The organism is Longimicrobiaceae bacterium (assembly GCA_036375715.1).
Lineage (GTDB): Bacteria > Gemmatimonadota > Gemmatimonadetes > Longimicrobiales > Longimicrobiaceae > DASVBS01.
In genome coordinates this window covers 1-26,836 of the sequence record DASVBS010000025.1, presented here as the reverse complement: position 1 = coordinate 26,836, position 26,836 = coordinate 1, and the positions used below count along the sequence as shown (strand labels likewise).

At 66.6% G+C, this 26,836-nt stretch carries 20 protein-coding genes; 13 read left to right on the top strand and 7 right to left on the bottom strand.

The genetic code is table 11. The annotated features are described in order from the left end of the window. Positions 1-11 precede the first annotated feature (11 nt). Entirely contained in the window at positions 12-2,756 is a 2,745-nt protein-coding gene (tssH, locus tag VF167_04170; protein ID HEX6924595.1) for a type VI secretion system ATPase TssH, read from the top strand. Between the two features lie 30 nt (positions 2,757-2,786). Next, entirely contained in the window at positions 2,787-4,964 is a 2,178-nt protein-coding gene (gene tssI / locus VF167_04165) for a type VI secretion system tip protein TssI/VgrG (protein ID HEX6924594.1), read from the top strand. A gap of 17 nt (positions 4,965-4,981) precedes the next feature. Here tssI and VF167_04160 read toward each other — a convergent pair whose 3' ends face one another. Both VF167_04160 and VF167_04155 read right to left on the bottom strand, forming a co-directional pair. Beyond that, positions 4,982-5,254, bottom strand: coding sequence for a hypothetical protein (locus VF167_04160; protein ID HEX6924593.1), 273 nt, complete (start codon positions 5,252-5,254; stop codon positions 4,982-4,984). A gap of 101 nt (positions 5,255-5,355) precedes the next feature. Continuing rightward, the gene (locus tag VF167_04155; GenBank protein HEX6924592.1) at positions 5,356-6,900 is read right to left on the bottom strand and encodes a methyltransferase; all 1,545 of its coding nucleotides are present in this window, start codon (positions 6,898-6,900) and stop codon (positions 5,356-5,358) included. A 199-nt stretch (positions 6,901-7,099) separates the two neighbouring features. Between VF167_04155 and VF167_04150 the strand changes: the two genes are divergently transcribed. Next, positions 7,100-7,723, top strand: a complete 624-nt coding sequence (locus VF167_04150) for a hypothetical protein (protein HEX6924591.1) — start codon at positions 7,100-7,102, stop codon at positions 7,721-7,723. A gap of 192 nt (positions 7,724-7,915) precedes the next feature. Here VF167_04150 and VF167_04145 read toward each other — a convergent pair whose 3' ends face one another. Beyond that, positions 7,916-8,752 (bottom strand): helix-turn-helix domain-containing protein, encoded by an 837-nt coding sequence (locus VF167_04145; protein HEX6924590.1) that lies wholly within the window; start codon positions 8,750-8,752, stop codon positions 7,916-7,918. Between the two features lie 134 nt (positions 8,753-8,886). Then, on the bottom strand, positions 8,887-10,137 hold the full coding sequence (locus VF167_04140) for a tetratricopeptide repeat protein (GenBank protein ID HEX6924589.1): 1,251 nt from the start codon (positions 10,135-10,137) through the stop codon (positions 8,887-8,889). A gap of 305 nt (positions 10,138-10,442) precedes the next feature. Between VF167_04140 and VF167_04135 the strand changes: the two genes are divergently transcribed. The 8 genes from VF167_04135 to VF167_04100 all read left to right on the top strand — a co-directional run bounded on the left by VF167_04135 (position 10,443) and on the right by VF167_04100 (position 19,862). Further along, positions 10,443-10,598 carry a hypothetical protein gene (locus VF167_04135; GenBank protein HEX6924588.1) on the top strand — a complete coding sequence of 52 codons (156 nt, stop codon included), beginning with the start codon at positions 10,443-10,445 and terminating at the stop codon, positions 10,596-10,598. A gap of 168 nt (positions 10,599-10,766) precedes the next feature. Beyond that, complete coding sequence (locus VF167_04130) at positions 10,767-12,008, top strand: enolase C-terminal domain-like protein (GenBank protein ID HEX6924587.1); 1,242 nt, start codon at positions 10,767-10,769, stop codon at positions 12,006-12,008. A 96-nt stretch (positions 12,009-12,104) separates the two neighbouring features. Continuing rightward, a complete protein-coding gene (locus VF167_04125; protein HEX6924586.1) occupies positions 12,105-14,276 on the top strand; it encodes an alpha-glucuronidase family glycosyl hydrolase in 2,172 nt (723 codons plus the stop codon). A 283-nt stretch (positions 14,277-14,559) separates the two neighbouring features. Next, positions 14,560-15,768 carry an enolase C-terminal domain-like protein gene (locus tag VF167_04120; GenBank protein HEX6924585.1) on the top strand — a complete coding sequence of 403 codons (1,209 nt, stop codon included), beginning with the start codon at positions 14,560-14,562 and terminating at the stop codon, positions 15,766-15,768. A gap of 65 nt (positions 15,769-15,833) precedes the next feature. Next, complete coding sequence (locus tag VF167_04115) at positions 15,834-17,000, top strand: hypothetical protein (protein ID HEX6924584.1); 1,167 nt, start codon at positions 15,834-15,836, stop codon at positions 16,998-17,000. After that, positions 16,997-18,553, top strand: a complete 1,557-nt coding sequence (locus VF167_04110) for a hypothetical protein (GenBank protein HEX6924583.1) — start codon at positions 16,997-16,999, stop codon at positions 18,551-18,553. The genes VF167_04115 and VF167_04110 overlap by 4 nt, the downstream gene beginning before the upstream one ends. A gap of 32 nt (positions 18,554-18,585) precedes the next feature. Then, positions 18,586-19,098, top strand: coding sequence for a cupin domain-containing protein (locus VF167_04105; GenBank protein HEX6924582.1), 513 nt, complete (start codon positions 18,586-18,588; stop codon positions 19,096-19,098). Further along, on the top strand, positions 19,095-19,862 hold the full coding sequence (locus VF167_04100; protein HEX6924581.1) for a FadR/GntR family transcriptional regulator: 768 nt from the start codon (positions 19,095-19,097) through the stop codon (positions 19,860-19,862). The genes VF167_04105 and VF167_04100 overlap by 4 nt, the downstream gene beginning before the upstream one ends. 43 nt (positions 19,863-19,905) lie before the next feature. Here VF167_04100 and VF167_04095 read toward each other — a convergent pair whose 3' ends face one another. Further along, the gene (locus VF167_04095; protein HEX6924580.1) at positions 19,906-22,581 is read right to left on the bottom strand and encodes a PVC-type heme-binding CxxCH protein; all 2,676 of its coding nucleotides are present in this window, start codon (positions 22,579-22,581) and stop codon (positions 19,906-19,908) included. Between the two features lie 321 nt (positions 22,582-22,902). On the opposite strand from VF167_04095, the gene VF167_04090 reads away from it, so the two are divergent. After that, positions 22,903-23,694, top strand: a complete 792-nt coding sequence (locus tag VF167_04090) for an NIPSNAP family protein (protein HEX6924579.1) — start codon at positions 22,903-22,905, stop codon at positions 23,692-23,694. A 48-nt stretch (positions 23,695-23,742) separates the two neighbouring features. Here the strand turns inward: VF167_04090 and VF167_04085 are convergent, their stop codons facing one another. Next, on the bottom strand, positions 23,743-24,627 hold the full coding sequence (locus tag VF167_04085; GenBank protein ID HEX6924578.1) for a DNA-formamidopyrimidine glycosylase family protein: 885 nt from the start codon (positions 24,625-24,627) through the stop codon (positions 23,743-23,745). A 259-nt stretch (positions 24,628-24,886) separates the two neighbouring features. Between VF167_04085 and VF167_04080 the strand changes: the two genes are divergently transcribed. Then, positions 24,887-25,762 carry a PmoA family protein gene (locus tag VF167_04080; GenBank protein ID HEX6924577.1) on the top strand — a complete coding sequence of 292 codons (876 nt, stop codon included), beginning with the start codon at positions 24,887-24,889 and terminating at the stop codon, positions 25,760-25,762. Positions 25,763-25,795: 33 nt separating this feature from the next. Here VF167_04080 and VF167_04075 read toward each other — a convergent pair. Then, the coding region (locus VF167_04075) for a hypothetical protein (protein HEX6924576.1) at positions 25,796-26,836 on the bottom strand (1,041 nt) is incomplete at its 5' end.

Genomic DNA, 26,836 nt, shown 5'->3' with positions numbered 1-26,836 from the left:
GAGAGACATCGATGAACGTGAACCTGCGATCGCTGATCGGACGGCTGAACGACACCACCCGCAACGCCGTCGAGGCAGCCGCGGGTCTCTGCCTGTCCCGGACGAACTACGACGTGGAGGTAGAGCACTACCTGCTCAAGCTGCTCGACGTCCCGGACGCCGACCTCGCCGCGATCCTCCGCCATTACGAGGTGAACCGCTCTCGCCTGGCTGCCGACCTCACCGCCAGCGTCGATCGCCTGCGTTCGGGCAACGCGCGCACTCCTTCCCTCAGCCCCAGCCTGGTGAAGATGCTGAGCGATGCGTGGACGCTGGGCTCGCTGGATTTCGGGGCATCGCAGATCCGCAGCGGGCACACGATCCTGGCGCTCGTCGCCAACGAGGAGTTGGCGCGCATGGTCCGCGGGATCAGCCGGGAGTTCGAAAAGATCCGCGCCGAGGACCTCCAGCGGCAGTTCGCCACCACCGTCGCCGAATCTGTCGAGGAGTCGCGGGCGACCGGCGCCGCGGCGCCGAGTTCCGCCGGCGAGGGCGCGGTACGTGGCTCGGGACAGACCCCCAACCTCGATCAGTTCACCATCGACCTCACCGAGCGCGCTCGCCAGGGCAAGCTCGATCCGGTCCTGGGCCGCGATTTCGAAGTCCGCCAGGTGGTCGACATCCTCACCCGGCGCAGACAGAACAACCCGATCCTGGTCGGCGAGGCGGGGGTGGGGAAGACGGCGGTGGTGGAGGGGTTCGCGATGCGGATCGCCCACGGCGACGTGCCGCCGCCGCTTCAGGGGGTCACCCTACGCACTCTGGACCTGGCTCTGCTCCAGGCGGGGGCGGGAATCAAGGGTGAGTTCGAGAACCGGTTGAAGGGCCTGATCGAGGAGGTGCGGTCTTCACCCACGCCCATCATCCTCTTCATCGACGAAGCCCACACCATGATCGGAGCCGGCGGCCAGGCCGGGCAGAACGACGCGGCCAACCTGCTCAAGCCGGCGCTGGCGCGCGGTGAGCTTCGCACCATCGCCGCCACCACCTGGTCGGAGTACAAGAAGTACTTCGAGAAGGACCCCGCACTCGCCCGCCGATTCCAGCTCGTGAAGGTGGAGGAGCCGTCGGAGGAAAAATGCCTGGTGATGATGCGGGGGATCGTGTCGGCCCTCGAGCGGCATCACAACGTGCGCATCCTGGACGATGGGGTGGAGGCTGCGGTGCGGCTGTCCCACCGCTACCTCCCCGATCGGCAGCTCCCGGACAAGGCGGTCAGCGTCCTGGACACGGCGTGCGCACGTCTCGCGCTCGGACAGTCTACGGTTCCCGCGCCGATCGAGGATGCGCGGCGAACTCTGGACGACCTGGATGTGCAGCAGCGGGTGCTGGAGCGGGAGAGTGCGCTGGGGGTGGATCACTCGCAGCGACTCGAGGCAATCGCCGCCCTCCGGGCGCAGACACAGAGCCGGCTGGAGAAGCTAGAGGCGGCCTGGGAGCGCGAGCGTGAGCTGGTCGAGCGAGTTCGGGCGGCGCGCGAGGCCGTGGAGGAGGCGCTGGTGGCCGCGCGCGCTGCCTCCGTCGCCAGGCACGAAACGGCCGGAGACGGCAGCGAACCCGTTGATCCGCCGAACACCCCCGACCTGCGGAGCCTGCGCGCCGAGCTCGACCGCCTCAATGCCGAGCTGGAAGAGGTACAGGGGGAGTCGCCGCTGATCCCGGTCTGCGTCGACTCACGGCTGGTCGGCAGCGTGATCTCCGGGTGGACGGGGATTCCGGTCGGCAAGATGCTGCGCGACGAGCTGCAGGCCGTACTCGACATGCAGAAGCACCTCGCCGGACGGGTGATCGGGCAGGATCACGCGCTGGAGTATATCAGCCGGCGGATTCAGACGTCACGAGCAGGAATCGAGGATCCGAACAAGCCCAAGGGCGTGTTCATGCTGGTCGGCCCGTCGGGTGTCGGGAAGACCGAGACCGCCCTCGCCCTCTCCGACCTGCTCTACGGCGGTGAGCACAATCTCATCACCATCAACATGTCGGAGTTCCAGGAGGCACACACCGTTTCGACGCTGAAGGGATCGCCTCCCGGATACGTGGGCTACGGTGAGGGGGGAGTGCTCACGGAGGCGGTGCGCCGCCGGCCATACTCGGTGGTGCTCCTGGACGAGGTGGAGAAGGCGCACCCCGACGTGCTCGAGCTCTTCTTCCAGGTCTTCGATAAGGGCGTGATGGAGGACGGCGAGGGGCGACAGATCGACTTCCGCAACACGGTGATCATCCTCACCACCAATGCGGGAACCGATACGATCATGAAGCTCACTGCCGATCCCGAGACCATGCCCGGCCATGAAGGCCTGGTGAAGGCGCTGAAGCCGGAGCTCAACAAGATCTTCAAGCCTGCGTTCCTCGGCAGACTGGTCATCATTCCGTATTTCCCCGTCCGGGACGAGAACCTCAAGCAGATCATCCGGCTGAAGCTCGGCAAGATCCAGCGACGCATGGCAGAGGCGCACCGGCTCCAGCTCGATTACGATGGTGCGCTGATCGACGTGGTCGCGGAGCGCTGCACCGAGGTGGAGAGCGGTGCGCGCAATGTCGACAACATTCTGACGAATACGTTGTTGCCCGACCTCTCCAGGCTCCTGCTCTCCCGGATGGTGGAAGGAAAGAAGCCGGACAGGATCCGCGTTGCCGTCGGTCAGGACGGCGCCTTCGAGTATCACTTCGACGAGCTTCAACCGGTGGCGGTGAACGTCCCGGTGGCCTCCGCCTGAGGGCGGTCCATCTTCGCACGGGATGGCGTAATGGCGGGAGAACTGACACAGGCGAACCGACCGCTACGGATCAGCACTCCGCTCGGCAAGGACGTCCTCCTTCTCGAGCGGCTCGAAGGGGAGGAGTACGTCTCCTCCCTCTTCCGATTCAAGCTGGACCTGCTCTCGGAGAAGAGCGACCTGGATCCCGCGGAGCTACTCGGGCAATCGGTCACCATCGAGATCGACTTCGGGAGCGAGACCCGCTACATCAACGGCATCATCAGCCGCTTCGGGCAGGGCCCCCGGCTGGTGCGACTGGCGCGCTACCGAGCCGAGGTCGTGCCCAAGCTGTGGCTCGGCACACTGGTGCGAGACAACAGGATCTTCCAGGGCGTGGCGGTCCCGGACATCCTTACCAAGGTTCTGAAGCAGCTCGGCGTCGATCACACCAATCAGATCAACGGCCAGTTCGAGCCGCGGAACTACTGTGTCCAGTACGGCGAGACCTCATTCGCCTATCTCTCGCGGCTGATGGAGGAGGAGGGGATCTTCTACTTCTTCAAGCACGCGTCCGGCAGCCACGATCTCGTGCTCGGCAATATCTCGCTGCAGGCACCCACGATTCCGGGCAGTACCACGAAGATCCCTGTCTCACCCGATTCCACCGTGCCGGAGGGGCTTACGGAGCCCCGCATCCTGGGTCTGGACTTCGAGAGCTCGATGGTGAGCGGAAAGGTGACGCTGTGGGATCACAACTTCGAGCTCCCGTCCACTGATGTCTCGGCAGCGGACGAAGTGGAGAATGGCGCACCAGCAGCCGAGCTCTACGACTACCCCGGTGAGTACGCCAAACGTTTCGACGGAGTCAGCCCTGGCGGGGGAGACCAGGCCTCGGAGCTGCAGAAGATCCTCAGCGACAATTCCCGCACGGCTGAGATTCGGGCCCGCGAGGCCGGCGCTCTCCAGACGCGGCTGAGCGGAGCGAGCAATTACCCGATGCTCATTCCCGGGCACAAGTTCGGCATCGAGCGTCACTATCGGCGGGATGCCAACCGCGAGTACTACCTGGTCAGCGTTCGCCACGTCGCGTCGGTGGAGAACTACGAGAATGTGGACGGCGCGCCCTTCAAATACGAGAACTCCTTCAGCTGTATCCCCGCGGACGTTCCTTTCGCGCCGCCGCGAGTCACTCCCAAGGCGCGGGTCTACGGCTCTCAGACAGCCGTGGTAGTCGGCCCGAAGGACGCCGAGATCTTCACCGACAAGTACGGCCGGGTGAAGGTGCAGTTCTTCTGGGACCGGGAGGGGAAGAAGAACGACGCCAGCTCGTGCTGGCTTCGCGTGTCCTCGCCGTGGACGGGTAAGAACTGGGGAATGGTCGCGATTCCGCGCGTCGGCTCTGAGGTGGTGGTGGACTTCCTCGAGGGCGACCCGGATCGTCCGCTGATCACGGGCATGGTCTACAACCCCGAGACGATGCCCCCGTACAAGCTACCCGACAACGCGACGCAGACCGGGATCAAGACGCGGAGCACCCCGAAAGGCAGTCCGGAGACCTTCAACGAGCTCCGCTTCGAGGACAAGAAAGGGGAGGAGGAGATCTATCTCCACGCCGAGAAGAATCTGAACGCGGTGGTGGAGAACAACGAAACTCGCAAGGTGGGTTTCGAGAAGAAGGACAAAGGCGACCAGACGGTCCAGATCTTCAACAACCAGACGATCGAGGTGGGAGTCGGCGGCTCGAATGCCTCGGACGGGAGCCAGAAGGTCGACGTCTACAAGAATCAGACGATCACCCTCGCAACCGGCGACCAGGCAATCACGCTGAAACAGGGCAACCGCAGCGTGACCCTCGATCAGGGTAACGAGACGGTCGAGATCAAGAAGGGGAACCGTAGCGTCAGCCTGGCCGTGGGCAACGACGAGCTGACGCTGGAGAAAGGCAACCTGACGACCACCCTGAAGATGGGCAACGCCTCGCTCGTCCTCAACATGGGCAACGCGACGACGCAGGCGAAGCTCGGCTCCATCTCCGAGGAGGCGATGCAGGGCATCGAGATGAAAGTGGGCCAGAACTCGATCAAGATCGACCAGACGGGGATCACCATCAAAGGCATGATGGTGAAGATCGAGGGCCAGGTGCAGACGCAGGTGAAGGGTCTGATGACTCAGGTGACCGCCGACGCCATGATGACGGTGAAGGGGGCGGTCACCATGATCAATTGATGATCAGTTGTCGATGGTCAATTGATGACGTCGTTATCGCCAAACACACGTGGTGCGGGAATGATCGGTTCGCCCGCCGTGTCCCTGGCACCTCCGTTGATCAACAGCGTGAAGGTCAGGCTCGGATTGGGTCGCGGATGACGGTCGCCGGTGCCCATTTCGGGCCGCCACTCGACACCTCGCTGGACGCTGAACTCGAAGTGGTTTTCTTCGTTGCCGATCCACTCCCTGATCATGGCACAGAGCTGATCGGCATAGCGCCGTCGCTGCTCGGAAGTATATCGCTGCATCGAACTCCTCCTGCTTTCGTGACCGCCGCGGTCGCGGACGATTCGTCGCCGCGACCGCGCTTCATGGCCGCCATCGATGCCGAACAGGAGAGTTCAATTCGCTAGATTGATGCCACGGTTGCACTTCCGGGCATCTGCTCGGGCTCGCCGGTCTCCTCCAGAGCCAGCACTCCTTCCGTCACCAGCTCGCGGATGAACTCCGCGAACCCCTCCGGCGTCGCCTCCTGCGGTAGCGCACCGGAGGATTGCAACCGGTCGAAGATCTCACGTCCGGTGCGCTCTCCGTCGAAGAGGGTGAGCAGCATGGCCGCATTCAGGGACAGGTCGATCGTGCGCACGAATGGATAACCGACGCGCATTCGCGACGACTCCACGCGCCACTCGCCATCCTCGACCCGGTGGATGACCTCGAGGCGCCCGTGGGGGAGCAGTCTTGCTCGAGAGTCGAGCAGACGCTCCAGCAGGTCCTTTTCTTCGATCGCGCGGGTCCACCAACGGATCAGCCATTCGGCTTCCCTGTTGGCTGCGTTCACGCCGCGCTCCCTTCGCAGGGTGAAAGGTGCACGCTCAGCAGTCTGGCGCCGCAGCACCATGCTACAGTAGACGACCCGCTCCGCTCCGAGCTCGCGGAACTGCTCGGTCCGCTCTTCGGCGGCGGTGTAGGGAATCCTACCCGCTGCAGCCAGGCGTCCGTAGTACTCGGGCGGCGGCATCTCGTAATGGACGACGAGGAGCAGGTCGAATTCGTTCTCCGAATGGCCGAGCATCCGGCGGAATCGCTCTTCGAGCGGCCCTTCCCGACGGTCGGTGGCGACGCAGGTGAGATAGAAGCTTCCGCCCGGCTCCAGGTAGTCGGGCAAACCGTGCAGGATCCGACGGATGATCTCTTCCCCGTCCTGCCCGCCGTCACGGTAGAGGAATCGCGTCTCCGTCGCCGGCACATAAGGCGGGTGGGCGACGACCCGATCGAAGGTCAGGCCGCGCACGGGTTCGTAGAGGTCGCCCTGTGCCACCTTCACGTTGGGCAGGTCGTTCAGTCGGGCGTTGAAGGTTGCGAAGTGGGTGGCGCGCTCGGTGATATCGGCGGTCCAGCTCTCTCTCGCGGTACGTGCCGCCAGCAAGGCCGCGATCCCTGTCCCGCCGCAGAGCTCCAGGAAGCGCTCGCAGGGGGAGGTGGGAAGCTGGCTGAGGAAGGTGCCGGTGAGTGAGGTGATCGCGGAGAAAACGTGGTCGGGCTGCCCCAGCTCCTCGGGCTGGGCGAGGCCCGGGGCATCGGTCTCCAGGTCCGAAGCAATGTAGAGGCCGTGCGTGGGATAGAGACGCACGCTGGCGGCGTAATGGCCAGGCTGTCGGGGGTGTTCGGCCAGGAGGCTGAGGCGTTTGAGGGCTTCGAGACCGTCGCCGGCGAGCAGTGTGTCGACCGCCGGGATAGGAACCGGCAGGCAGTCGATGAAAAGGCGGATCAGCACGTCGAGGGCGTCGGCGACATTCGGATTGCCCGCGCGGCCCTCGAGCAGCGTCTCTACGTCTTCGATACGCTCAACGCCGGTACGTGCGCAAACGTTGGCTTCCGAGTAGCCGGAGCGGGCGAAGAGGGAGCGGATAGCAGCGAATTCTTCAATGGTCGCAGCGAGGAAGGGCAGCATAGTCGTGTGTTTGCGACGAGGTGGCGGTGGCGGGACCCGGAGAAGATATGCGGCAACTCTGTCTCTCGACAGCGTTGGAGTCCCACCGTGCTTGACAATCGTCTGCCGGCAGCAAACGATTAGATGCTGACAGCAGGTGTCTGGCCGCTGGGATCCCCCGTGTCCCGCCACCACGCCTCTCGTTCCTGTCCCGCCTCCGATGATTGAACCCGCATCCACCAATCCGCTAGCGTACGTCGTTGCGCAGGTTGCCTCCATGGCCGAGCTGGAATCACCGGCGCTGGGATTACAGCGACCGGCGTTCGGGCCGCGGGAGTACCTGGATGCGTTGATCGAGGCGGAGTATCTGGCCGACGCGGTGAAGTTTCTGGCGCACCTGCTCCCCCGCCGCGAGGCGGTCTGGTGGGCCTGGCTCTGTGCTCGCAAAGGGCTGGGAGAGGTGCCGCCGCAGGAGGAGCAGACGGCGTTGCTGGCCACTGAGAAGTGGATCTCGGAGCCGACCGACGAGCACCGGAGGGCGGCGCTGGAAGCGGCAAACGCGGCGAGCCTGGAGTCGCCAGCGGGGTGCGCGGCGCTGGCCGCGTTTCTGAGTGGTGGCAGCCTGGCGCCGCCGGGGATGGCGGAGATTCCGCCGCCCCGGTATGCGGCGGCCAAGGCGGTTTACGGTAGCCTGGTCTTCTCCGCCGTCACCGTGGAGCCCGAGAAGGCCCCGGAAAAATTCCGCGCCTTTCTCCAGTACGGGCTGGAGCTCGCCGAACGGATCGCTCTCTGGGAATCGATCGACCGCGCGGCGCGATCGGCCACCGCGACGGCTCCGGCTTGAGGCCGCGTCAGAGGCCCCGCGGGTTCGTCCTCGAGATCGGACTGTAGGGGCGCCCTTTGTGGGCGTCCGCGCGCTGATGCTGCGGACGGCCTCCCTGAAACCCGCAGTATCGAGTTGCGGGCTGCCACACGGGCCGCCCCTACAGGCTGATTTCCTGCCGTGCCCCCCGAGTGCCCGCGCACCCTCCGCCGTTTACCGCGCCGAAGGCGCGCGATAGCGCTTGTCCGCCGAGCGGGCTTCGGCGAGCGCCTCCAGGAAGAGGCGTGAGCTCACGGCGAAGGCACCGCGCTGCCGCAGCTCGGTGGGGGTCATGCCGACGAAGGTGCGCAACGTGTGCCGGAGACTGCTGTCCGCGGCGTAGCCGCAGGAGGCGGCGACCTCGGTGATCCTGCGGCCGGGGTCGTCGAGGAGCTCGGCGGCCAGCAGAATCCGCATCCAGGCAAGGAGGCGCTTGGGTGGGGGAAGCGCGGCACGGCGACACCAGCGGGAAACGGTCCGTGGGGTCACATTCAGGAACTCGGCAAGGTCCTGACCCTGCCCGCCCTCGGCTACGATTGCGGTGGCCGCGGCGAGGATAGCGCGAGCGGCGCCGGAGGTGGAGTCGGGCAGCGCCCGATCCATCAGCGCGCGCAGGGGGCGACCCCGAGCGGAGTCGAGCCGCTGGGCGACGGCGGTCGTGGTCGTTTCCTCTTCCAGGTCGATTACCTGCACGACCCCCATCGCCCCCAGCCGTCGCACGTGCTCCTGCGTGCCCGGCACGAGATGCATCGCGGCGGTGATCGCCAGTGAGGGGAGTTCGTCCAGAAGGCGCGCGAGCTCGGGCGCGATCTGGCTCCGGTCCAGCGTCCCTTCGTACGGGTCCACGATGATGAGCGCGGAGGCGGGCGCGGAGCGAGCCGCCTCGGTGAGCTCCGCCCAACCGTGATAGCGACGAAGCTCGTAACCGCGCTGCTGGGCGACTGAATTCAGTCGCGAGATCAGTACAGGGTCGGAATGCAGAACCAGGAGCGGCGAGGGGATTGACTGCATATTGGTCTGATGTCGTTCGGGCGCGGCAGCACGTGGAGGCCGATGGTCGGAACCGGCTGAGCCGTGGTTCCGACCTGGTCTAGGGGGAGGAGTGGACTGGTGGTGGTGGAACGCAGAGAGAAGTCGCTCAATGGTCAGGCTGCCTGCGCCGGAGAGCCCAGCATGGCGACGAGGTCGTCGGCCAGGCTGCGCAGCTCGCGTGGGGCGCGTCGGGAGGGAAGTGACGGGGCGGGTTCCTCCCCGCGGGCCGCGCGCAACAGCGCTTCGGCCGCTTCCCGGGTGGTTCCATCGGATCGCAGCTCGGCGGCACGACATGCCCGCTCCGCCGCCTTCCGGGCCAGGTCGAGCTCGCCGGCAGCAGCGGCTCCCAGGGCGAGATCCAGCAGGGCGGGGGCAGCCTCCCGCGCCACGCCCGGCTCCTCGAGGGCGAGCATCGCGTCGTCCCAGGCGGCGCGCACCTCCTCTGGCTGGTGCGATGCCCCGGCGGCCCTGACGAACGCCGCCGCTCGCTCCAACCGCTCAACGGGATCGAGCCGGCTGGTGTCGACGGCTTCCAGGACGCGCGCCCCTTCGCGCGGGTAGCCGGACCGCACCCAGAAGACGCCGAGATCGGCGGCCAGCCGCGCCAGCCGCGGATGGTCCGCGCCGTAAGCTTCCAGCGCCGCCCGGCCACTACGCACCACTTCGGCGGGTCGCTCCGTCTGCATCGCCAACCGGGCCAGCTCGTGGCTCAGCAGCGCCCGCTCCTCCCAGAGCGAGTGTCGGGTAGCCGCGCGCACTCCACGGATCAGTGTCTGGCGGGCAGCCGGCAGGTTGCCCCGCTGAAGGAAGGTACGGCCGAGCTCGAGGTACGCCGTCGCCAGGGTGATCCACTCGTGGGTGCGTCGGGCGGTCGCAATCGCCTGGCGGTACCAGGATTCCGCCCGTGCATACTCGCCACGCCGGCGGGCAAGCTGCGCCACCGAATGCACCAGCTCGGCGTCACCCGGCTGGAGCAGCGCTGCAGCCTGGGTGAACTCCAGCGCCGTACCCAGCGCGCCGCGCGCTTCCGCCCAGGAGGCGATGTGCCGGCAGGCAGTGACGATGGTCTCCAGTCCCACGTCGTCTCCGCCCAGGATCGATGCGGCCGTCTCCAGCGATTCCCGCAGGTCTCGATCGAGCGGTAAGGCGCGCAGCTGTGTGATTCTGCGCGCGAAAGCCTCCGGGTCGAAGACGTGGGATCGCCGGTCTCCGACCTCCCCCCACAGGCGCACGGTGCGCACACTCTTCCACAGGTACAGCCCCAGGTCATCCGGGAACTCGTGGAGAACTATCTCGGAATCGAGAATTTCAGACCCGTAAGAGATTGGGGGCGGGATCCTATGCGGCTGGCGTCGACGACTCATGTACGGATTCCGGTGCTGGATGGGTGAACCGCGGGGGTGATTGGCCCTCAATGTAACCTGTCCCCATAAGAGCCGCCAGCGTCTTGGTGCCAATTCATGACCGATTACCCAATAAACGGCGGGAAGTTTGTGGTCAGACCCTTAGAGTCACATATTACCCGTCAATCTTTTTCCGCCATGGTCGGGTGGAGAAGTGTCGAGGACTCGGTCGGACCTCTCCGCCGCGTGGTCGCGGACCTTGGGCGGCGTTTCCGCCGGACTTCGCGGCGGCGCCTATCCGACGCCCCGGAGCGCCCGAGCTCGGGATGCGTATGTCTTCCGGGGAGAGGGTGGCGATCCTGATTGCGGGCGCGGGTTGGCTGGGGGTTCAGGGCCTGGCCAAGGCCGTGGTGGAAGGGGAGAAACGGGCAGGTTTTCAGCACGCCGACCGCTGCTTGACACCCGCACTCGCGCCCGAATAGGTTGACACGCGCAGGTCATCTGATCATCTGACCTCGGGGCTGACTGCCCCGCTGGCCCGCCGCTCAGGCCGTTTCTTTCTTCCGCGGGCGGGGGCCGTTCGCCGCCATCGGCTCTTGCGGCCAGCCGGGTCGCCGGGCCGTCGGTACCCATCGCGAGCCCTTTCCTCGATGAAGATCGCCGAGATCCGGGCGACGCCCGTGACCGTCCCGTTGTACGCTCCGCTCCGGCACGCAAACGGGTGCCACTGGGGGCGGTTCGTTCGCACGATCGTCGAGGTGGAGACGGACGACGGCCGGCTCGGGTTGGGGGAGATGGGTGGTGGGGGCCAGAGCGCCGTGGCGGCTTTTGAGGGGCTGAAGCCCTACCTGCTCGGCAGGGATCCGGTCGATCTGGAGGAGCTGCGCTTCCTGATCGCCAACCCCACGGCCTCACTCTATAACAACCGTACGCAGATCCTCGCCGCGCTGGAGTTTGCGTGCCTCGACCTGCTCGGGCAGGCCTGGAACGCTCCCGTGCACGACCTGCTGGGAGGTCGCCTGAGGGACCGGGTGTCCTTCGCCTCCTACCTGTTCTTCAGGTACCCGGATCAATCGGGGAGCGGTGAGGTACGTACGGTCGAGCAGCTCGTCGCCGAGGCGCGCACGCTGCGCGAGACGCACGGCTTCACGACCCACAAGCTCAAGGGCGGTGTCTTCCCGCCCGAGTACGAGCTGGAGTGCTATCGTGCGCTCGCGGCCGCCTTTCCGGACGATCGTTTCCGTTTCGATCCGAACGGCGTCTGGTCTACCGAGCAGGCGATCCGGTTCGGCCAGCAGATCGAAGATCTTCGCAACGACTACTTCGAAGACCCGGTGTTCGGCCTCAGCGGCATGCGCCGCGTGCGGGAAAAAGTGCGCGTGCCCCTGGCGACCAATACCGTGGTGGTGGATTTCGAGCAACTCGCGGCCAACGTACGCCACCCGGCGGTGGACGTCGTCCTGCTGGATACCACCTTCTGGGGTGGCATCCGGCAGTGCGTGAAAGCGGCCGCCGTCTGCGAGACGTTCCAGATCGGGGTGGCGGTGCATTCCTCAGGGGAGCTGGGGATCCAGCTCGCCACGATGCTCCACCTGGGGGCGGTGCTGCCCAACCTGAGCTTCGCGGCCGATGCGCACTACCACCACCTCAAGGACGACATCATCGTCGGGGGCAAGCTCCGGTATGAGCGAGGCACCCTCGAGGTCCCCGACGGACCAGGATTGGGGGTAACGCTCGATCGCGAGAAGCTGCGCGAGTATCACGAGCTCTTCCTGGAGCTCGGGCCGTACCTCTACGACCAGGATCCGCTGCGCCCGGGCTGGACGCCGCTGATCCCGAACGATCGCTGGGCCGATCCCGAGGACGACAGGCGACCGTCGATGCGCTGGTAGCGGTCCGCCGGTCTCCCGGGGCTACGGAGGGGCGGCCATCTCTCCATCCGTCCCGCCCCTTCGCCGTGCCCGAATACTACGTTCCCCAGCACCGGAATGCCTCTCCGCATCGCTACCCGGAAGATCATTGTGCTCTGCGGAGCGCTGGCCCTCTGGCCGCAGACGCTTCGCGCCGAGAACGGCTACGACCTCTGGCTGCGCTACGTCCCCGTCAGCAACGCCGAGCGGTTGAGCGAGTACCGCGAGAGGTTCGCGGAGCTGGTGGTGGATACGTCGAACCCGACGCTGGCGGTCGCGCACGCCGAGCTGGTGCGGGCCTTCAGCGGGATGATCGACCGGGAGCTGCCCCTCGCGGGTTCACCCTCCGGAGGTGGCGCGCTCATTGTCGGGACGCCCGGAACGTCGCCCTTCATCGCGTCGCAGCCATGGGGCGAGGACCTGCGCGCAGTGGGAGACGAGGGATACCTGCTCCGCACGCTGGACGTGCGCGGCCAGGGACCGATGACGGTGGTGGCGGCAAATACGCCGGTGGGCGCGCTCTACGGCACTTTTCACCTGCTCCGCCTGCTGCAGACGCAGCAGCCGGTATCACGGCTCGACATCAGCAGCGCACCGCGCGTGCGGTATCGGATGCTGAATCACTGGGACAACCTGGACCGCACGGTCGAGCGCGGCTACGCGGGCTTCTCCCTCTGGGACTGGCACAAGCTCCCCGACTATCTCTCTCCACGCTACACGGACTACGCCCGGGCGAATGCCTCGATCGGGATCAACGCGACGGTGCTGACGAACGTCAACGCCAATGCCCAGGTGCTCACCCCCATGTACCTGGATAAGGTTGCGGCGCTGGCGGACGTCTTCCGGCCTTACGGGATACGCGTCTTCCTCACGGCTCGCTTCAGCGCGCCCATCGAGATCGGTGGGCTGGAGACCGCCGACCCCCTCGATCCGGCCGTCCAGGCCTGGTGGAAGGCGAAGGCGGAGGAGATCTACGCGCTCATTCCGGACTTCGGCGGGTTCCTCGTCAAGGCGAACTCAGAGGGCCAGCCCGGGCCGCAGGACTACGGCCGCAGCCATGCGGAAGGAGCGAACATGCTTGCGAACGCCGTCGCTCCGTACGGCGGCGTGGTGATCTGGCGCGCCTTCGTCTACAGCAACGAGGTGCCAACGGATCGGATCCGTCAGGCGTATGATGAGTTCAAGCCGCTCGACGGGGAATTCCGCGACAACGTCTTCGTGCAGGTGAAGAACGGCCCGCTCGACTTCCAGCCGCGCGAGCCGTTTCACCCCCTCTTCGGCGCGATGCCGGAGACGCCGCTGATGATGGAGTTCCAGATCACGAAAGAGTACACCGGGCAGGCGACACACCTGGTGTACCTGGGTGCTCTCTTCGAGGAAGTTCTGAAGGCGGATACCTACGCCGAGGGCGAGGGGTCCACCGTTGCCCGGGTGATCGACGGTAGCCTCCACGATTATCCGATGACGGGGATGGCGGGGGTGGCGAACATCGGCACCGACTTCAACTGGTGCGGGTCGCACTTCAACCAGGCCAACTGGTACGCGTTCGGGCGGCTCGCCTGGGATCCGTACGCCTCGTCCCGGGAGATCGCCGAAGACTGGGTGCGCATGACCTTCAGCAACGACCCCTCCTTCGTCGCGCCCGTCGTGCAGATGATGATGGAGTCAAGGGAGGCGGTGGTGAACTACATGACGCCCCTCGGGCTTGTGCACATCATGGGGCGGAGCCACCACTACGGCCCTGCGCCTTGGGTGAGGGGCGGCCGACCAGACTGGACGTCGGTCTACTATCACCGGGCGGATACTCTGGGCCTCGGCTTCGATCGAACGGCCAGCGGCAGCAACGCGGTGGAGCAGTACTTTCCCGAGGTCCGGGACCGCTTCGCCAACCGCGAGACGGTCCCCGACGAGTACCTGCTCTGGTTCCATCGCGTGCGGTGGGACGAGCGGCTGCGGAGCGGGCGCACCCTCTGGGAAGAGCTCTGCTACCGCTACAACCTGGGCGTGGAGCAGGTTCGTGGGATGCAGCGCCTGTGGGACTCGATGCAGGGGAAGGTGGACGAGCAACGCTTCGCCGACGTGAGAGCGTTCCTCGCGATCCAGGAAAAGGAGGCGCGCTGGTGGCGCGACGCGGTGCTGCTGTACTTTCAGCAGTTCTCGCGGATGCCAATTCCGGAGGAGTACGAGCGGCCGGAGCATACGCTGCAGTACTATATGGGGTTGGAGTTTCCGTATGCTCCGGGAATTTGAGGAATTCTCTGCGGAATGTTGCCCGGCATTCTTCTGAATTCCTTGAGGTTTCGAGAAGTTGAGGATGAGAAGCTAGGAGCTAGAAGCTGGAAGCTAGAAGGGGGGCAGAAGCCAGGAGCCAGAAGTCGCGGACGCGGCGCTTGTGGTCGCATTGGCAGCATCCCATTCCGGCCGATAGCCGATAGCCCGTCCCATAACGGATAACGGACAACGGATAACCGCCATGCCATCATCTCGATCCATTCAGCGTTCCGCGCAGCTGCCCCAGAGCCGACGAGAGTTCGTGAGCCGCTTATCGCTGGGGGCCTTCGGCGCGGCGCTGGGGCTGGGGGGCAATGCCTGGCGGGATCTCGCGCCGGTACGGATCGCCTCGATCGAGCTCTTTCCGATCACCTACCCGATGGTCGGCCGGTTCAAGTTCTTCGAGGGACCGGAAGGGACGCCCACGGGCCGATCGTCGGTCGTGGTCAAGCTGACCACGGAGAACGGGGTCGTGGGGTGGGGGCAGAGCGTGCCGATCCCCAAGTGGAGCTATGAGACGCGGGAGACGGTCACGAGCACGCTGCGCAACTACATCGCGCCCGAGCTCATCGGCCACAACGTCTTCGACATTGCGGGGGCGCACCGCATCATGGAGATGAACATCGCGCCCTCGTTCTCCACCGGTCAGCCGATGGCCAAGGCGGGGATCGACCTGGCGCTCCACGATGCGGTGGGCAAGCTGATGAACGAGCCGATCGCGACGCTGTGGGGACGCCCCACCGGTGGAAAGATCGTGATGAGCTGGACCGCCAACCCGGTCAGCCTCGACGATCTCGATCCCCTGCTCGACGACGGCATCTCGCGCGGCTACCGCCACGTCAACATCAAGGTCGGCCCGGACCCGAAGTTCGACGTGGAGCTGGCGAGGCGGGTAAAGGAGCGGCTCCCGGACGGATTCCTCTGGGCGGACGCGAATGGCGGCTACGACACCACCACCGCCCTACTGGCGGCCCCGAAACTAGCGGACGTGGGGGTGGACATCCTGGAGCAGCCCCTGCCCTCGAACCGGCTGGCCGGTTACCGCGATCTTCGCCGCCAAGGAGCGCTCCCGATCCTCATGGACGAGGGGCTCACCTCCCCGTCGACGCTGATGGAGATGATCCGGCTCGATCTGCTGGACGGAATCGCCATGAAGCCCGCCCGCTGTGGCGGTCTCTTCCCGGCCAAGCGGCAGTACGAGATCGCGCAGGACGCCGGGTTGATGATCGTCGGTAGCGGCCTGACCGACCCGGACGTTTCGCTGGCCGGTACGCTGGCTCTCTACGGAGCTTTCGAGTACAAGCTCCCGGCCGCCCTCAACGGTCCTCAGTTCATGGACGTCAGCATCCTGCGCACTCCCCTCGAGCCCGCCGCCGACGGAACGATTGCTGTCCCCACCGGCCCTGGTCTCGGGGCGGAGGTTGATGAGGAGAAGCTGCGGTCCATGGTGGTGGAGGGTGAAGCCTCATAGGATTCCGGTTCCAACGCGCGACTGATGACCCTACAACCTTGAATCCCGGCTCCAAGTACCAATACATGCTCTCAAGAAGCCGCGCCGTTCTGCTGTTGATTGCGATGGGGGCAGGCGCCCCGATGGCGGCCACGGCGCAGACATCGGATACGGTCACGGTCGAGATCAACGCGGTTCCGGGGATCCGCTACGACCGTGTGCGCTTCCAGGCCCCTCCAGGTGCTCCCGTCAAGATCCTCTTCCAGAACCGCGACGATGTGGCGGACATGAGCCATAACCTGGTGGTCACTCGGCCAGGGGCGCGCATGGAAGTGGTCCAGGCGGGAATGCAGGCCGGCGTGGAGAAGGACTATGTGCCCTCCATTCCTCAGGTGATCGCTTTCACTCCGCAGGTCGAGCGGGGTGGCAGCTACGTGCTTCGCTTCACCGCCCCGAGCGAGCCGGGGGCTTACCCCTACGTCTGTACCTTCCCTGGGCACGGCTTCGTCATGTACGGGGTGATGTACGTGGGCCAGGAGCCGCCGGCGCTGGCGAGCGACGAGAACGTGCCACCCGGCCAGCGCACTCCTGAAGCGGCCGGAGAGGCTCCGGCGCAGGCGCCGCGTGCTCAGCGTGGCGGTGGCGGCCGTCCGTCCGGGGGACCGTCGCAGCCCGAGGAGGAAGGGCCCGCCCTTTCCTACGGGACGACTTTCCCTGCCATCTCGCGCACCTTCCTGCCGGAGAGCGGACCCGCCTCCATCGCGGTCGGGTTCGAGGGAGGGGAGTCGTACAACTTCGACGCGGGCGAGGTCTTCCTGCGCTATGCGTGGAGTGGCGGCTTCGTCGACAACTGGCCTCACTGGCGCGGGAACGGCAACGCGTACGCGACAGTGGAGGGGGAGATCTATTACCGCAGCCACATCGGCGTGCCGTTCCGCGTCGGCAGCCGGACCGAGGCGGAGGAAGTGGAGTTCCTCGGCTACCAGTTGGATGATCGGGACATCCCCGAGTTCCACTATACGGTGGATGGCGCCGACATCCGCGAACGGATAGAGCCGCGCAACGGGGGAGGGCTGGTGCGCAGGTTCCGCGTTCAGACGAACGAGCCGGTGCGCTTCCTCACCGAGCCGGACGCGGGGGTTCGCATCGAGAGCTCCGCGGGTCGCTGGCAGGAAGGCGTGCTTACCCTGACGCCCGCCCAGGCGCGTGAATTCACCATCACCATGATTCCCAACGGGGGAGGCGCCCGATGAACGGCGTGAGAGACCGCATCCGTTTCGGCGCGTCCGCCGCGCTGGCGGCCCTCGTCGCCACCGCCCTCATCCGCACGGACGCGCCGGCACAGCAGGGAGGCGAGGATCTGCCCCGACCTCCGTATCGGATCGAGGAGATCCCGACGCCGCCGGGACAGGTTCCGGAGACCGGTGGCATCGATTTCCTGCCAGATGGCAGGGTGGTGGCGGTGTTCCACCACGGGGAGATCCTCATCTACGACCCGAAGTCGTCCGAGTGGTCGGTTTTCGCCACCGGGCTTCACGATCCGCTCGGAGTGGTGGTGATCAACGAGCGGGAGATGATCGTGGGCCAGCGCCCGGAGGTCACCCGGGTGGTGGATACGGACGGTGACGGGAAGGCCGACCTGTTCGAGACGATCAGCGATGAGTTCGGCATGTCGGGTAACTACTCCGAGTTCCTCCACGGCCCCATCATGGCCGCGGACGGCAGCCTCTACTTCTCGCTGAACACCGCCTCCAACAACGGGCCGGTACGACCGATCATTCGCGGCGACTACAGCCCGCGGGGTCGCATCGGGCGGATGTTCTCCGCGGTCGAGTACCGCGGGTGGGTCATGAAGATCACCCCGGACGGGAAGACCATTCCCTGGGCCAGCGGCTTCCGCTCCCCCAATGGTCTGGCGTTGGACCGCGAAGGGAACCTGTTCGTCACCGACAACCAGGGCGACTGGCTGGGGACGAGTAAGCTCTTCCATGTGCAGCCGCATGGGTTTCACGGCCATCCACCGAGCCTGGCCTGGGAGGAGGGGATCACCACCATCCCTCTAGCCATCCCGGTGCCGGTGCTGGATCGCATGCGGGTGAAGGAGATCGTGCAGTTCCCCACGGGCGTGCTGGCCAACTCGCCCACGCAGCCCGTGTTCGACTACACGGGCGGCAAGTTCGGTCCGTTCGAGGGGCAGATGTTCGTGGGTGAGATGAACCACCCCGTGATCATGCGGGTGATGCTGGAGGAAGTAAACCACCAGCTCCAGGGCGCCGTGGCGCCGTTCATCGAGGGCGAGCCGCTCCGTCTGGGCAGCAACCGCCTTGCCTTTGCCCCCGACGGATCCCTCTGGGTCGGTCACACCGATCACGGCTGGCTCGGTGCGGAGGGAATCACGAGGATCGTGTGGACGGGCGAGATGCCCATGGAGATCCTCCGGATGAACCTCACCGAGCACGGCTTTGATCTGACGTTCACCAAGCCGGTCGATCGGCAGGTGGCATCACAGGCTGCGACGTATGATTTCCAGCGGTACTACTACGAGTACAGCATCAACTACGGGTCGCCGCAGCACGACAAGCAGCCGGTCGCGGTGGAGGACGTCCAGGTTTCGGAAGATGGACGGAAGGTGAGCCTTCGGCTGGCCGAGCTGGTCCCGGGCTATGTTTACGAGCTCAACCTCAAAGGGCTCGTCGATGCCGAGGGTAACCCGATGGTCAACACGCGGATCTACTACACGCTGAACCAGCTGAAGCAGGCAGGCGCGGCTGCCCCTGCGTATCAGGCGACGGGCACCGAGGAGTGACCCGAACTCACCCGATGAGTCGAGAAACGATCATGAAGCGACGGAACCGTATCGCGATTTTCCTGGCACTCGGTGTGGGTGGGGTCCTGGCCGCATCCGAACTGCCCGCCTACTGGAAGCCCGAGCTGATGGGGACCCGCATCGTGCGCGCGGCGGATCTGCGCACGATCGATAGCCAGGAAGGGAGCATGCAGGTCTACTTCCAGGCGCCGACCTCCACTCTGCTCAGTCTGGGCCTCCGGCGGGTGACGATGGAGCCCGGGCTGAATCCGTATCCCGCACGGCCGCATTCCCAGCCGGTCGAGATGCTGCTGGTGGTGGAGAAGGGTGTGCTGGAGGTGCAGCTGAAGGAGGACGATCCCGCCACCGAGCGCCTGGAGGCGGGCGCCGCTCTCTTCCTGGCGCCGAACCAATGGCATGCAATCAAGAACGGCGGGACCGAGCCGGTCACCTTCCTGGAGATGATGTGGACCTCTCCGGGAATGAACGGTGAGCCGGATTATCCCGAAAACGCCGTGAACTGGGGGCGACCGAGACGCCAGTGAGCCGTTCGCGGAGGGCGGCAGCAACGCGAGCGACGGGGCGAAGCGGGCGATGGACTTCCGCCAGCGCTCCGCGGCAGTCGCTCCCGGATGAGCTGGCGCAGCGGATCCGCAGGTCCATCCTGAGGGGAGAGTACCGGGAGGGCGATCGCCTTCCCGCCATCATGGCGATGGCCCGCCATTTTGGAGTGGGTCATCCCACCCTCCGCGAGGCGCTGAAGAAGCTGGAAGCGATGGGTCTGGTGGAGATCCGCCACGGCTCCGGCGTGTACGTGAGGCGCGCCGAGGATGCCCTGCTGCTGGCGAGCAGGGCGTACGGGGGGCCGTTGCAGAAGAAGCTCCTGCTCGACCTCATCGAGGCCCGCCTCCCGATCGAGGTACAGGCGGCAAGGTGTGCCGCAACATCTGCCACCGAGGCGCACCTCGCCAGAATGCGCTCGCTGCTCGCGAAGGCGGCCGACAGCTTTGGCGACCCGAGAGCTCTGAGCGCCACCAACATGGCGTTCCACCAGGAGATCGCCCGAGCCTCCGGGAACATCGTGCTCGCGCAGCTGCTGTACGTGCTGCGCCAGCACTTCCAGCGGGAACAGCGCTCGATCCTGAACATCTACGGCTCACCGCAGAGCGACTACGAGGAGCACCTCGGGATCCTCGACGCGCTGGAGCATCGGGACGAGGAGCTCGCGGTTAGCCGCATGCAGGCGCACCTCGAGGGGGTTCGCGAGGTGATCAACCGCTGGGACCCGGAGGCTGTGCCGGTAGGGTAAGGGGGAACAGAGTAGGGCGCCCGGGATTGGCTTTGCCTCGCCGTCAACCTCCTCCGAGCTGCTCCGGGTAGCGATCCTCTGCCTCCATGAGCCGGATGGCCCGCTGCAGCGCGGCGGCGGCCTCGGCATCCTTCCACCCTGCCGCGATAGCGTCCCGGGCGCGGTCTCTGATCCTCTCATCGACTCGGGGAAGGGCGGCTACCTGCACGAGCACCGCAAAACCGAGCGTGCGGATGTTCTCATCCCCGCCGGCAGCGAGAGCGAGGAAATGATCGAGCTCTTCGGCCCGCTGACGATCGCCCACGTAGCGCCGCCAGGCCTGGAGCAGCTCGGGGTGATCGGGGAGGGAGGGTATTACTGCGGCGAAGGCGACGGTTACGCGGTCGTGATCCGCCGGTGTGGTACGGGTGACGGCCGTGAGCGCACGGGCGCGTAGTGCAGCCGGTAGCGAGTTAGCGGCGGCGGCCTCGGCCAGGAGCGGGGCCGCCTCCAAGGGTGGCGAGGGGAGGGCGGTAACGACGCGCACAGCCGCCTCGCGCAGGGCCGGCTGCGCGGAGCTGAGCTGAGCCAGCCGCTTCAGCGCCACGGGAGCCAACTCCCGGCCGCCCAGGAGGAGCTCCGCCAGCTCGGCGTACTGCTTGCGATTCGCCTGTGCGGCGACCTGGAGCAAAGTCGAGGATTCCCTCGGGAGTACGCCTTCGCGCTCAAAGCGCTCGAGCAGAGAGGTGCGGACTTCCTCCTCCGCCTCCAGGATCCCCTCCAACAAGCGCGTCCGGATGCGCGGGCTCTCCGACCACTCCACGGGTGCGAAGTAGGGCCCTTCCGTGCTCGGCTGATTTCCCCACCACGCTCCGTCCCAGAATCCCTCGCGATGATAGAGCCGCGCGAGACCGCCGAGGATCTCGACTCGGGCCTCTGCATCCACCCCATCGCACCGCCGGGCGAGCTCGGTTACGACTGAAGGCGCATGCAGCCGCGAGAGCACCTGCAGCGCTGCCGATCGCGCCGAGGGATCTCCGCTATCGAGAGCGTTGAGCGCCGCAGGGACGGCAGCGGGACCCAGCGCCGCGAGCTCGTTGCGGGCGACGTGCGCGACGGTCGGGTCAGGGTCGACGGCCGCGCGCATCAGCGCGCCCGCGGCCTCGGGTGGCACCAGGCGGGAGAGGCCGCGGATCGCCTGGAGGCGAACGGCCGCAGAGGAATCACTCAACGCCTCGAGATAGAGCGATGGGGGCACGCCCCCGAGCTCACTCTGTCGGTCCACCAGCGCACGCAGGGCTGCCTCCCGCAACGCAGGATCTTCGGCCGCGCGCAGCAGGGTCGCATGCGACGCGGGTCCTGTCAGTTGCTTCAGCGTGAAGAGCGCCGCGATGCGGCCCGCAACCGGCGCATCGCGTTCGGAGACCGCCGCTTCCAGGCGCCGCCGCAATCCCGCGGTCGCGCCGCGGTCGAGGATCGCTCGCTGGGCTTGCAGCCGCCGGGATTGGGAGGGAGCCAGCAAGGCGTTCACCAGGGTGGCCTCGTCCGCATCGTCCAGCGAAGGGTGTGGCGCGGGCGTGCTCAAAGGACGCAGCCGCACTACGTACCCCACGTGCTCGCCGGCATAGTCGTAGGATCCTCCTGAGAGGCTGGCGACATACAGGAAGCCGTTCGGCCCCACCTCCGCGTCCACCGGCCGCGGAACGGTCATCACCTCCTCCTGGGTGATCCGGAACGTCCCACCCACCGGAGTCACCTGGTGGTGGAAGATCCGGTTGAGGGCCCAGTCGGCGGACAGGAGCCCTCGCGACAGTGGTGCGGGATACGACGGCTCGTCCAGCCAGAGCGTGGTCGTGGCCGCCCCGGCGCCGTAGTCGGCCAGCACCGGGTGGATCTCCTCCCGAAAGTTGCGGAAGAGAGAGGGATAGCCCGCGTCGGCACCCACCGGCAGGTAGTGGAAGACCGAATTCCAGCCCTGCCCGTTGTTGTTGTTGTCGCGGGTGAAGATCCGCAGGTGGGAATCCAGCGCTAGATCGAAGATGTTGCGGGTCCCGCGGGCGACGATCTCGAGCTCCGTCCCGTCCGGGCGGACGCGAATGACCCCGCCGCGGTGAAGGTAGATCTGCCTGCCATCGGTGCCCGTCGCGCGCAGGAATCCGTAGTCGCCCACCGCCACGTAGATGGCGCCGTCCAGGCCCAGCCGCAACGAGTTCGCGGTGTGGTCGCCGTTCCGGTCATCGAGCCCGAAGCCCAGCCCCTCGACCACCACCCGGCGGGAGTCGGCGACACCGTCGCCATCGCTGTCCCGGTAGGCGGCGAGCACCGGGGCGTGCATCAGGAAGACCTCGTCGCCCACCACGGTGATCCCGCGCACGCTGTCGAGGCTGTCCGCGAAGACGGTGTAGCGCTCGGCAATGCCGTCGCCGTCCGCGTCCACGAACCGTAACACGCGTCCCAGATAACGCTCGCGCCCGAAGAGCAGGTTGGGGTCGGTGCAGACGTAGACGACGCCTCCGTCAGCCGGGTAGAGACAGGTCGGGTAGGTGAGGTGAGGCGGTGCAGCGAAGATGGTCAGCTCGAAGCCGGCCGGCGGCGTGATTTCCCCGAGGATCCGCGAACGGGTGGAGTCGGGAAGGGCAGGAATGGGGATCGAGCGGTCACTCTGCCCGGACAGCGGAGCGGCGAGCAAGACCAGAATCGCCGCCGCCGGCAGCGGTAAGCGAAGTAGGCGGAGAAGCATGGGCAACAGGACGAACTTTTCGGACCTTGCGGGCGGAGCTTCCATGATAGGCCCGCGGCCGAACGGGCGACAGCCCATGATCGAGCGATGCCGGGCAGGATGCACTTGCGAGTCTGCGCGCGGCCCGGACGTGGACCCAGCGCTCAACAGGATCTCCTTGCGGCGGATGCCTGGTCGACGGCTGAGGTCAGCTCGGCCCGCGGAAGTCCCGTGGACTCCAGTGGCGTGTCCACCGCCAGCGTGTTATCCTGTGCGCGCCCGCGCCGGTCTTCGGCGGATCATCGCTTCCTGCCCTTTCTCTCGAACGAAGCCGAGCTCAGGATGAATCGACGCGACTTCCTCAGCGCCTCCGCCGTGGCCGGTCTGGCGCCCTTCGGCGGGATCTCCGCCGCTGCAGCCCGACAGGACGAGCGCCAGTACTTCGAAATCCGCCGCTACCAGGCGATTCCCGGGCCCAAGCAACGGGCGATGGGAAGATTTCTGGGCGAGGTGGCCATTCCCGCCATGAACCGGGCGGGGGTCGGGCCGGTCGGGGCGTTCACGGTCACGTACGGTGAGAACCGTCCGACGATCATCCTCCTGCTCGTCCACCCGACGCTCGAGTCGGTGGTGACCCTGCGCGAGCGGCTCATGGCGGATAGCGAATACCGCCAGGCCGGAGCGGAGGTGCTGGATGCACCGCTCGGGGACCCCGCCTTCGTTCGCGTTGAAAGCTCCCTTCTGCGAGCCTTCGCGGACATGCCCCGGCTCGAGGCGCCCGCCACCGCGGCCGAGCGATCACCGCGGATCTTCGAGCTGCGCCGATACGAGAGCCATAACGACGCCGCGGCGCTACGGAAGATCGAGATGTTCAACGAGCGCGGAGGAGAGATCAAGATCTTCCGACGAACCGGTCTGACACCGGTCTTCTTCGGAGAGACCGTCATCGGCCCCAGGATGCCGAACCTGACCTACATGCTCACCTTCCCGGACATGGCCGCGCGTGACGCCGCCTGGTCCACCTTCCAGAACGATCCGGAGTGGCGTCGGCTCTCTGGCGATAGCTACTTCGCCGACACCGTCTCCAACATCACGGACGAGATCCTGCGGCCCACTCAGTACTCGCAGATCTAGAGCTCGCGGCGGGCGCTGGCGCATGGAATGGTCGCGCCCGCGCCCGTTTCACTCGATCTCCTCCACCCGGCTCGGCCAATCCTCGCCCAGGAGGCGCGACAGCGCCCGGTCGCGCAGGAGCCGGCCGCCAGTCTGGCAACCCGGACAGTAGTTGAACTCTCTGTCTGCGTAGACCACGCGCTGCACGGGGGTGCCGCAGACCGGGCACGGCTGCCGGAAGCGCCCGTGTACCGCCATGGCGGGATGGAAAGCGGTGACCCGGGTGGGGAACTCGTCACCCGCTTCCCGGATCAGCCGATCCGCCCACTCTCGCAGCGAGGTCCGAACGGCTTCGTAGAGGCGTTGCCGTTCCTCCTCGTCGAGGTCCCGCGTTCGCTGAAAAGGAGAGAGGCGGGCGCGGTGAAGGATCTCGTCGGAGTGCGCGTTGCCGATGCCGCTGAAGAGATGCGGATCGGTGAGTGCCCGCTTGAGGGTGTGATTCTCCCGGTCGAGCGCAGCGTCGAACTCCGCCCGATCGGCCGCGAGAGGATCGATTCCGCCGGGATCGAGCGCGGCCAGCGCCTCCTCTCCGCGGAGCACGTGCAGCGAGGCCCGCTTGTGGCTGGAGGCCTCGGTAATGAGCAGCGTGCCCGAGCCGAAGTCCAGCCCCGCATGACCGACCTTCTTCGGGATCGCCGACCCGGCACTCTTCCACTGCAGGCGGCCCGTGATCATCAGGTGCAGGACGAGGAAGAGGTCGTCCTCGAGCGCGAAGACAATTCGTTTGCCGATCCGCCGCAGCCCGATTACGCGCTTCCCCTCGCACGCCGAGACCGGCGGGTCGAAGGTGCGCAGGAGGGAGGGCGAGCGAATGCGGACGCGCTCCAGGACCTCGCCCACGACCCGCGGCTCGAGAGCGTGCAGGTACAGAGAGATCTCGGGGAACTCAGGCATCTGGCAGAGCGAGCCGTGGCGTCGCGGTTGTCGGATCGTGGGGTGTGGGACTAGAATCCCCGTTCCGTGCGGGACCGAATCCATGTCCGACCGTCGCCCCTTCCCTACCGGCGGGGCATCTTCAGAACCTACCCGGATACTCTGTACACGCCACCCCTCGCCTGTCAGAGAGTGTAGATCGATGCCGACCATGCCTCCAGAGTTGTCCCCGACAAACCGCGTGCGTTTCCGTCAGGGAGTAATTGCAGGTGCGGTCCTGTTGCTGCTCCCGGCGTGCGCGCCCGCTGCCGGCAGCGGCCGGACGCTTCGCGCCGAGCAGCTCGAGGATCGCATCCGCGTGACGGTCGACGGTGAGCTGCTCACCGAGTACCGATATGCCCGGGACCAGAAGTACCCTTACTTCTACCCGGTGGTCGGGCCGCGCAGCGGTCAGAGCGTCACCACCGAGACCTCCGAGCCTTACCCGCACCATCATTCGCTCTTCTTCGGATCCGACCGCGTCAACGGGGGCAACTACTGGCAGGACTCGCTGAGCCGCGGGCAGATCGTCGCACAGGAGACCCGGATCGTGGAGGCGGAGGGGGAAGAAGTCGTCATCACCCAGAGCAACCTCTGGAGCCGGCCGGGTGCTGAGTCGCCCTTCCGGGACGAGCGCACGATCCGGATCTCCAGTCCCAGCGAGGACGTCAACGTCATCGACTTCGAAATCACCCTCGTCCCCCTGATGGACGTTCGCATCGAGCAGACGAACCATTCGCTCTTCTCCGCCCGGATGGTACCCGCTCTGTCGGTGGACAGCGGGGGGACGCTGGTGAACTCGCGCGGAGCGAAAAGCGAGGAGGGGACTTTCGGGCAGGTGGCGGAGTGGGCCGACTATTACGGGTCGCGCAATGGGGTCGTTGAGGGATTGGCGATCTTCAACCACCCCGCGAACCCCTGGTCGCCGCCGCCGTGGTTCACACGCGATTACGGCTTCTTTTCTCCGACCCCCTTCAACTGGATGGAGGAAGGCCATCTCGATTTCGCCGAGGGAGAGCCGCTGCGTCTGCGTTACCGGGTGATCGTGCACGGCGGGACGACCGAGGAGGCTCGCATCGCCGATCTCTACAACGACTACGCGGGCGGGAGCGAATAGCCTGCGGTCAGCGGCTTCGGCGCTCAGCGCCGATCAGCGCGGGGTGATGAAGCCGGTGAGCCGGCCGAGCAGCTTCACGGCGTAGATGGCGGTGCGCAGGCGGAACTCGTCCATGTTGACGGTGCCGTATGCGTCGAGGCAAACGAGACTCAGCTTGTCGACCGCCGGGGGATCCCCTTCGTCCGGGTGCATCGCGATCCAGTAGAGGATCTTGACGAGCTGATCCTCCGGAAATTCGTCGCGGAGCTGATCGAACACGATGTGCGGGACCAGGCTCTCGATCGCCTCCATCTGGTACAGGTCGGCCGCCGCGGCGACGTCCAGGATGTTCCTCGCGCGTTGCACCGGGTCCCGCACCTGGGCTGGCTCCCACTCGGGAAGCCATTGCTGCAGACAATCGAGCTGCTCGGCGATGAACCGATCCGGCTCGGTCCCCTCGGCCGCGATGGGTGTGACCACGCCACCGTCGGGAGGAAGGGCGTCGAAGTTGATGTCGCGCCTGATGTCGTCGAGGGTCACCGACGCCCATGGAGCATTCCCGCCGCGCTCGGGCGGTGCCGCCGCCGTCTCGGCCGGCGTCCGGGTGGCCACCGGCGTATCGGCTACGGCTCCGGCGGAGGGCCGGTCCGAAGCGGCTCCGGCGGCCGCCGGTGCGTCGCCTTCCCCCTGAGCTTCAGCCTCCGACGTGTCCTCCGTACCGGGGGAGGTATCCTCCGGTGAGGCTGGACGCGGGCCCTCGGTCGGCTCGCTCCGCGTATCGGAGGTACTGGCCGAGTCAGGGGTGTCGGCGAGCGCGGGCGGAGTGGAGGGGGCCGTGTCGGTGCCGGCCACTGCGGTAGGGGACAGGGTCGGGGTCCCGGTGGTCCGGGCGCTTCCAGCAGTCCCGGGGCTCGCGTTCGCGCCCCTGCCGGAGGTCTCGGCGCTCCCGGTGTCGACCGCCTCTCGCACCGCGACCTGCTCGGTGCCCCTGCGCACCACCTCCACCCAGCCGCCGCTCTCCCCCAGCAGCCCCACCAGCACCCAGGCCCCCAGCGCCACCGTGATCCACCCCTTGCCGCCCCGGCTCACGAAGCG

Bases quoted from the DNA above. Each gene is read 5' to 3' on its own strand.
- VF167_04145 (HEX6924590.1), bottom strand. From the start codon at position 8,752: ATGCAGTCAATCCCCTCGCCGCTCCTGGTTCTGCATTCCGACCCTGTA.
- VF167_04155 (HEX6924592.1), bottom strand. From the start codon at position 6,900: ATGCTGCCCTTCCTCGCTGCGACCATTGAAGAATTCGCTGCTATCCGC.
- VF167_04130 (HEX6924587.1), top strand. From the start codon at position 10,767: ATGAAGATCGCCGAGATCCGGGCGACGCCCGTGACCGTCCCGTTGTAC.
- VF167_04090 (HEX6924579.1), top strand. From the start codon at position 22,903: ATGAATCGACGCGACTTCCTCAGCGCCTCCGCCGTGGCCGGTCTGGCG.
- VF167_04150 (HEX6924591.1), top strand. From the start codon at position 7,100: ATGATTGAACCCGCATCCACCAATCCGCTAGCGTACGTCGTTGCGCAG.
- VF167_04125 (HEX6924586.1), top strand. From the start codon at position 12,105: ATGCCTCTCCGCATCGCTACCCGGAAGATCATTGTGCTCTGCGGAGCG.
- VF167_04115 (HEX6924584.1), top strand. From the start codon at position 15,834: ATGCTCTCAAGAAGCCGCGCCGTTCTGCTGTTGATTGCGATGGGGGCA.
- VF167_04095 (HEX6924580.1), bottom strand. From the start codon at position 22,581: ATGCTTCTCCGCCTACTTCGCTTACCGCTGCCGGCGGCGGCGATTCTG.
- VF167_04135 (HEX6924588.1), top strand. From the start codon at position 10,443: ATGCGTATGTCTTCCGGGGAGAGGGTGGCGATCCTGATTGCGGGCGCG.
- VF167_04140 (HEX6924589.1), bottom strand. From the start codon at position 10,137: ATGAGTCGTCGACGCCAGCCGCATAGGATCCCGCCCCCAATCTCTTAC.
- VF167_04085 (HEX6924578.1), bottom strand. From the start codon at position 24,627: ATGCCTGAGTTCCCCGAGATCTCTCTGTACCTGCACGCTCTCGAGCCG.
- VF167_04160 (HEX6924593.1), bottom strand. From the start codon at position 5,254: ATGCAGCGATATACTTCCGAGCAGCGACGGCGCTATGCCGATCAGCTC.
- VF167_04105 (HEX6924582.1), top strand. From the start codon at position 18,586: ATGAAGCGACGGAACCGTATCGCGATTTTCCTGGCACTCGGTGTGGGT.
- tssI (HEX6924594.1), top strand. From the start codon at position 2,787: ATGGCGGGAGAACTGACACAGGCGAACCGACCGCTACGGATCAGCACT.
- tssH (HEX6924595.1), top strand. From the start codon at position 12: ATGAACGTGAACCTGCGATCGCTGATCGGACGGCTGAACGACACCACC.
- VF167_04110 (HEX6924583.1), top strand. From the start codon at position 16,997: ATGAACGGCGTGAGAGACCGCATCCGTTTCGGCGCGTCCGCCGCGCTG.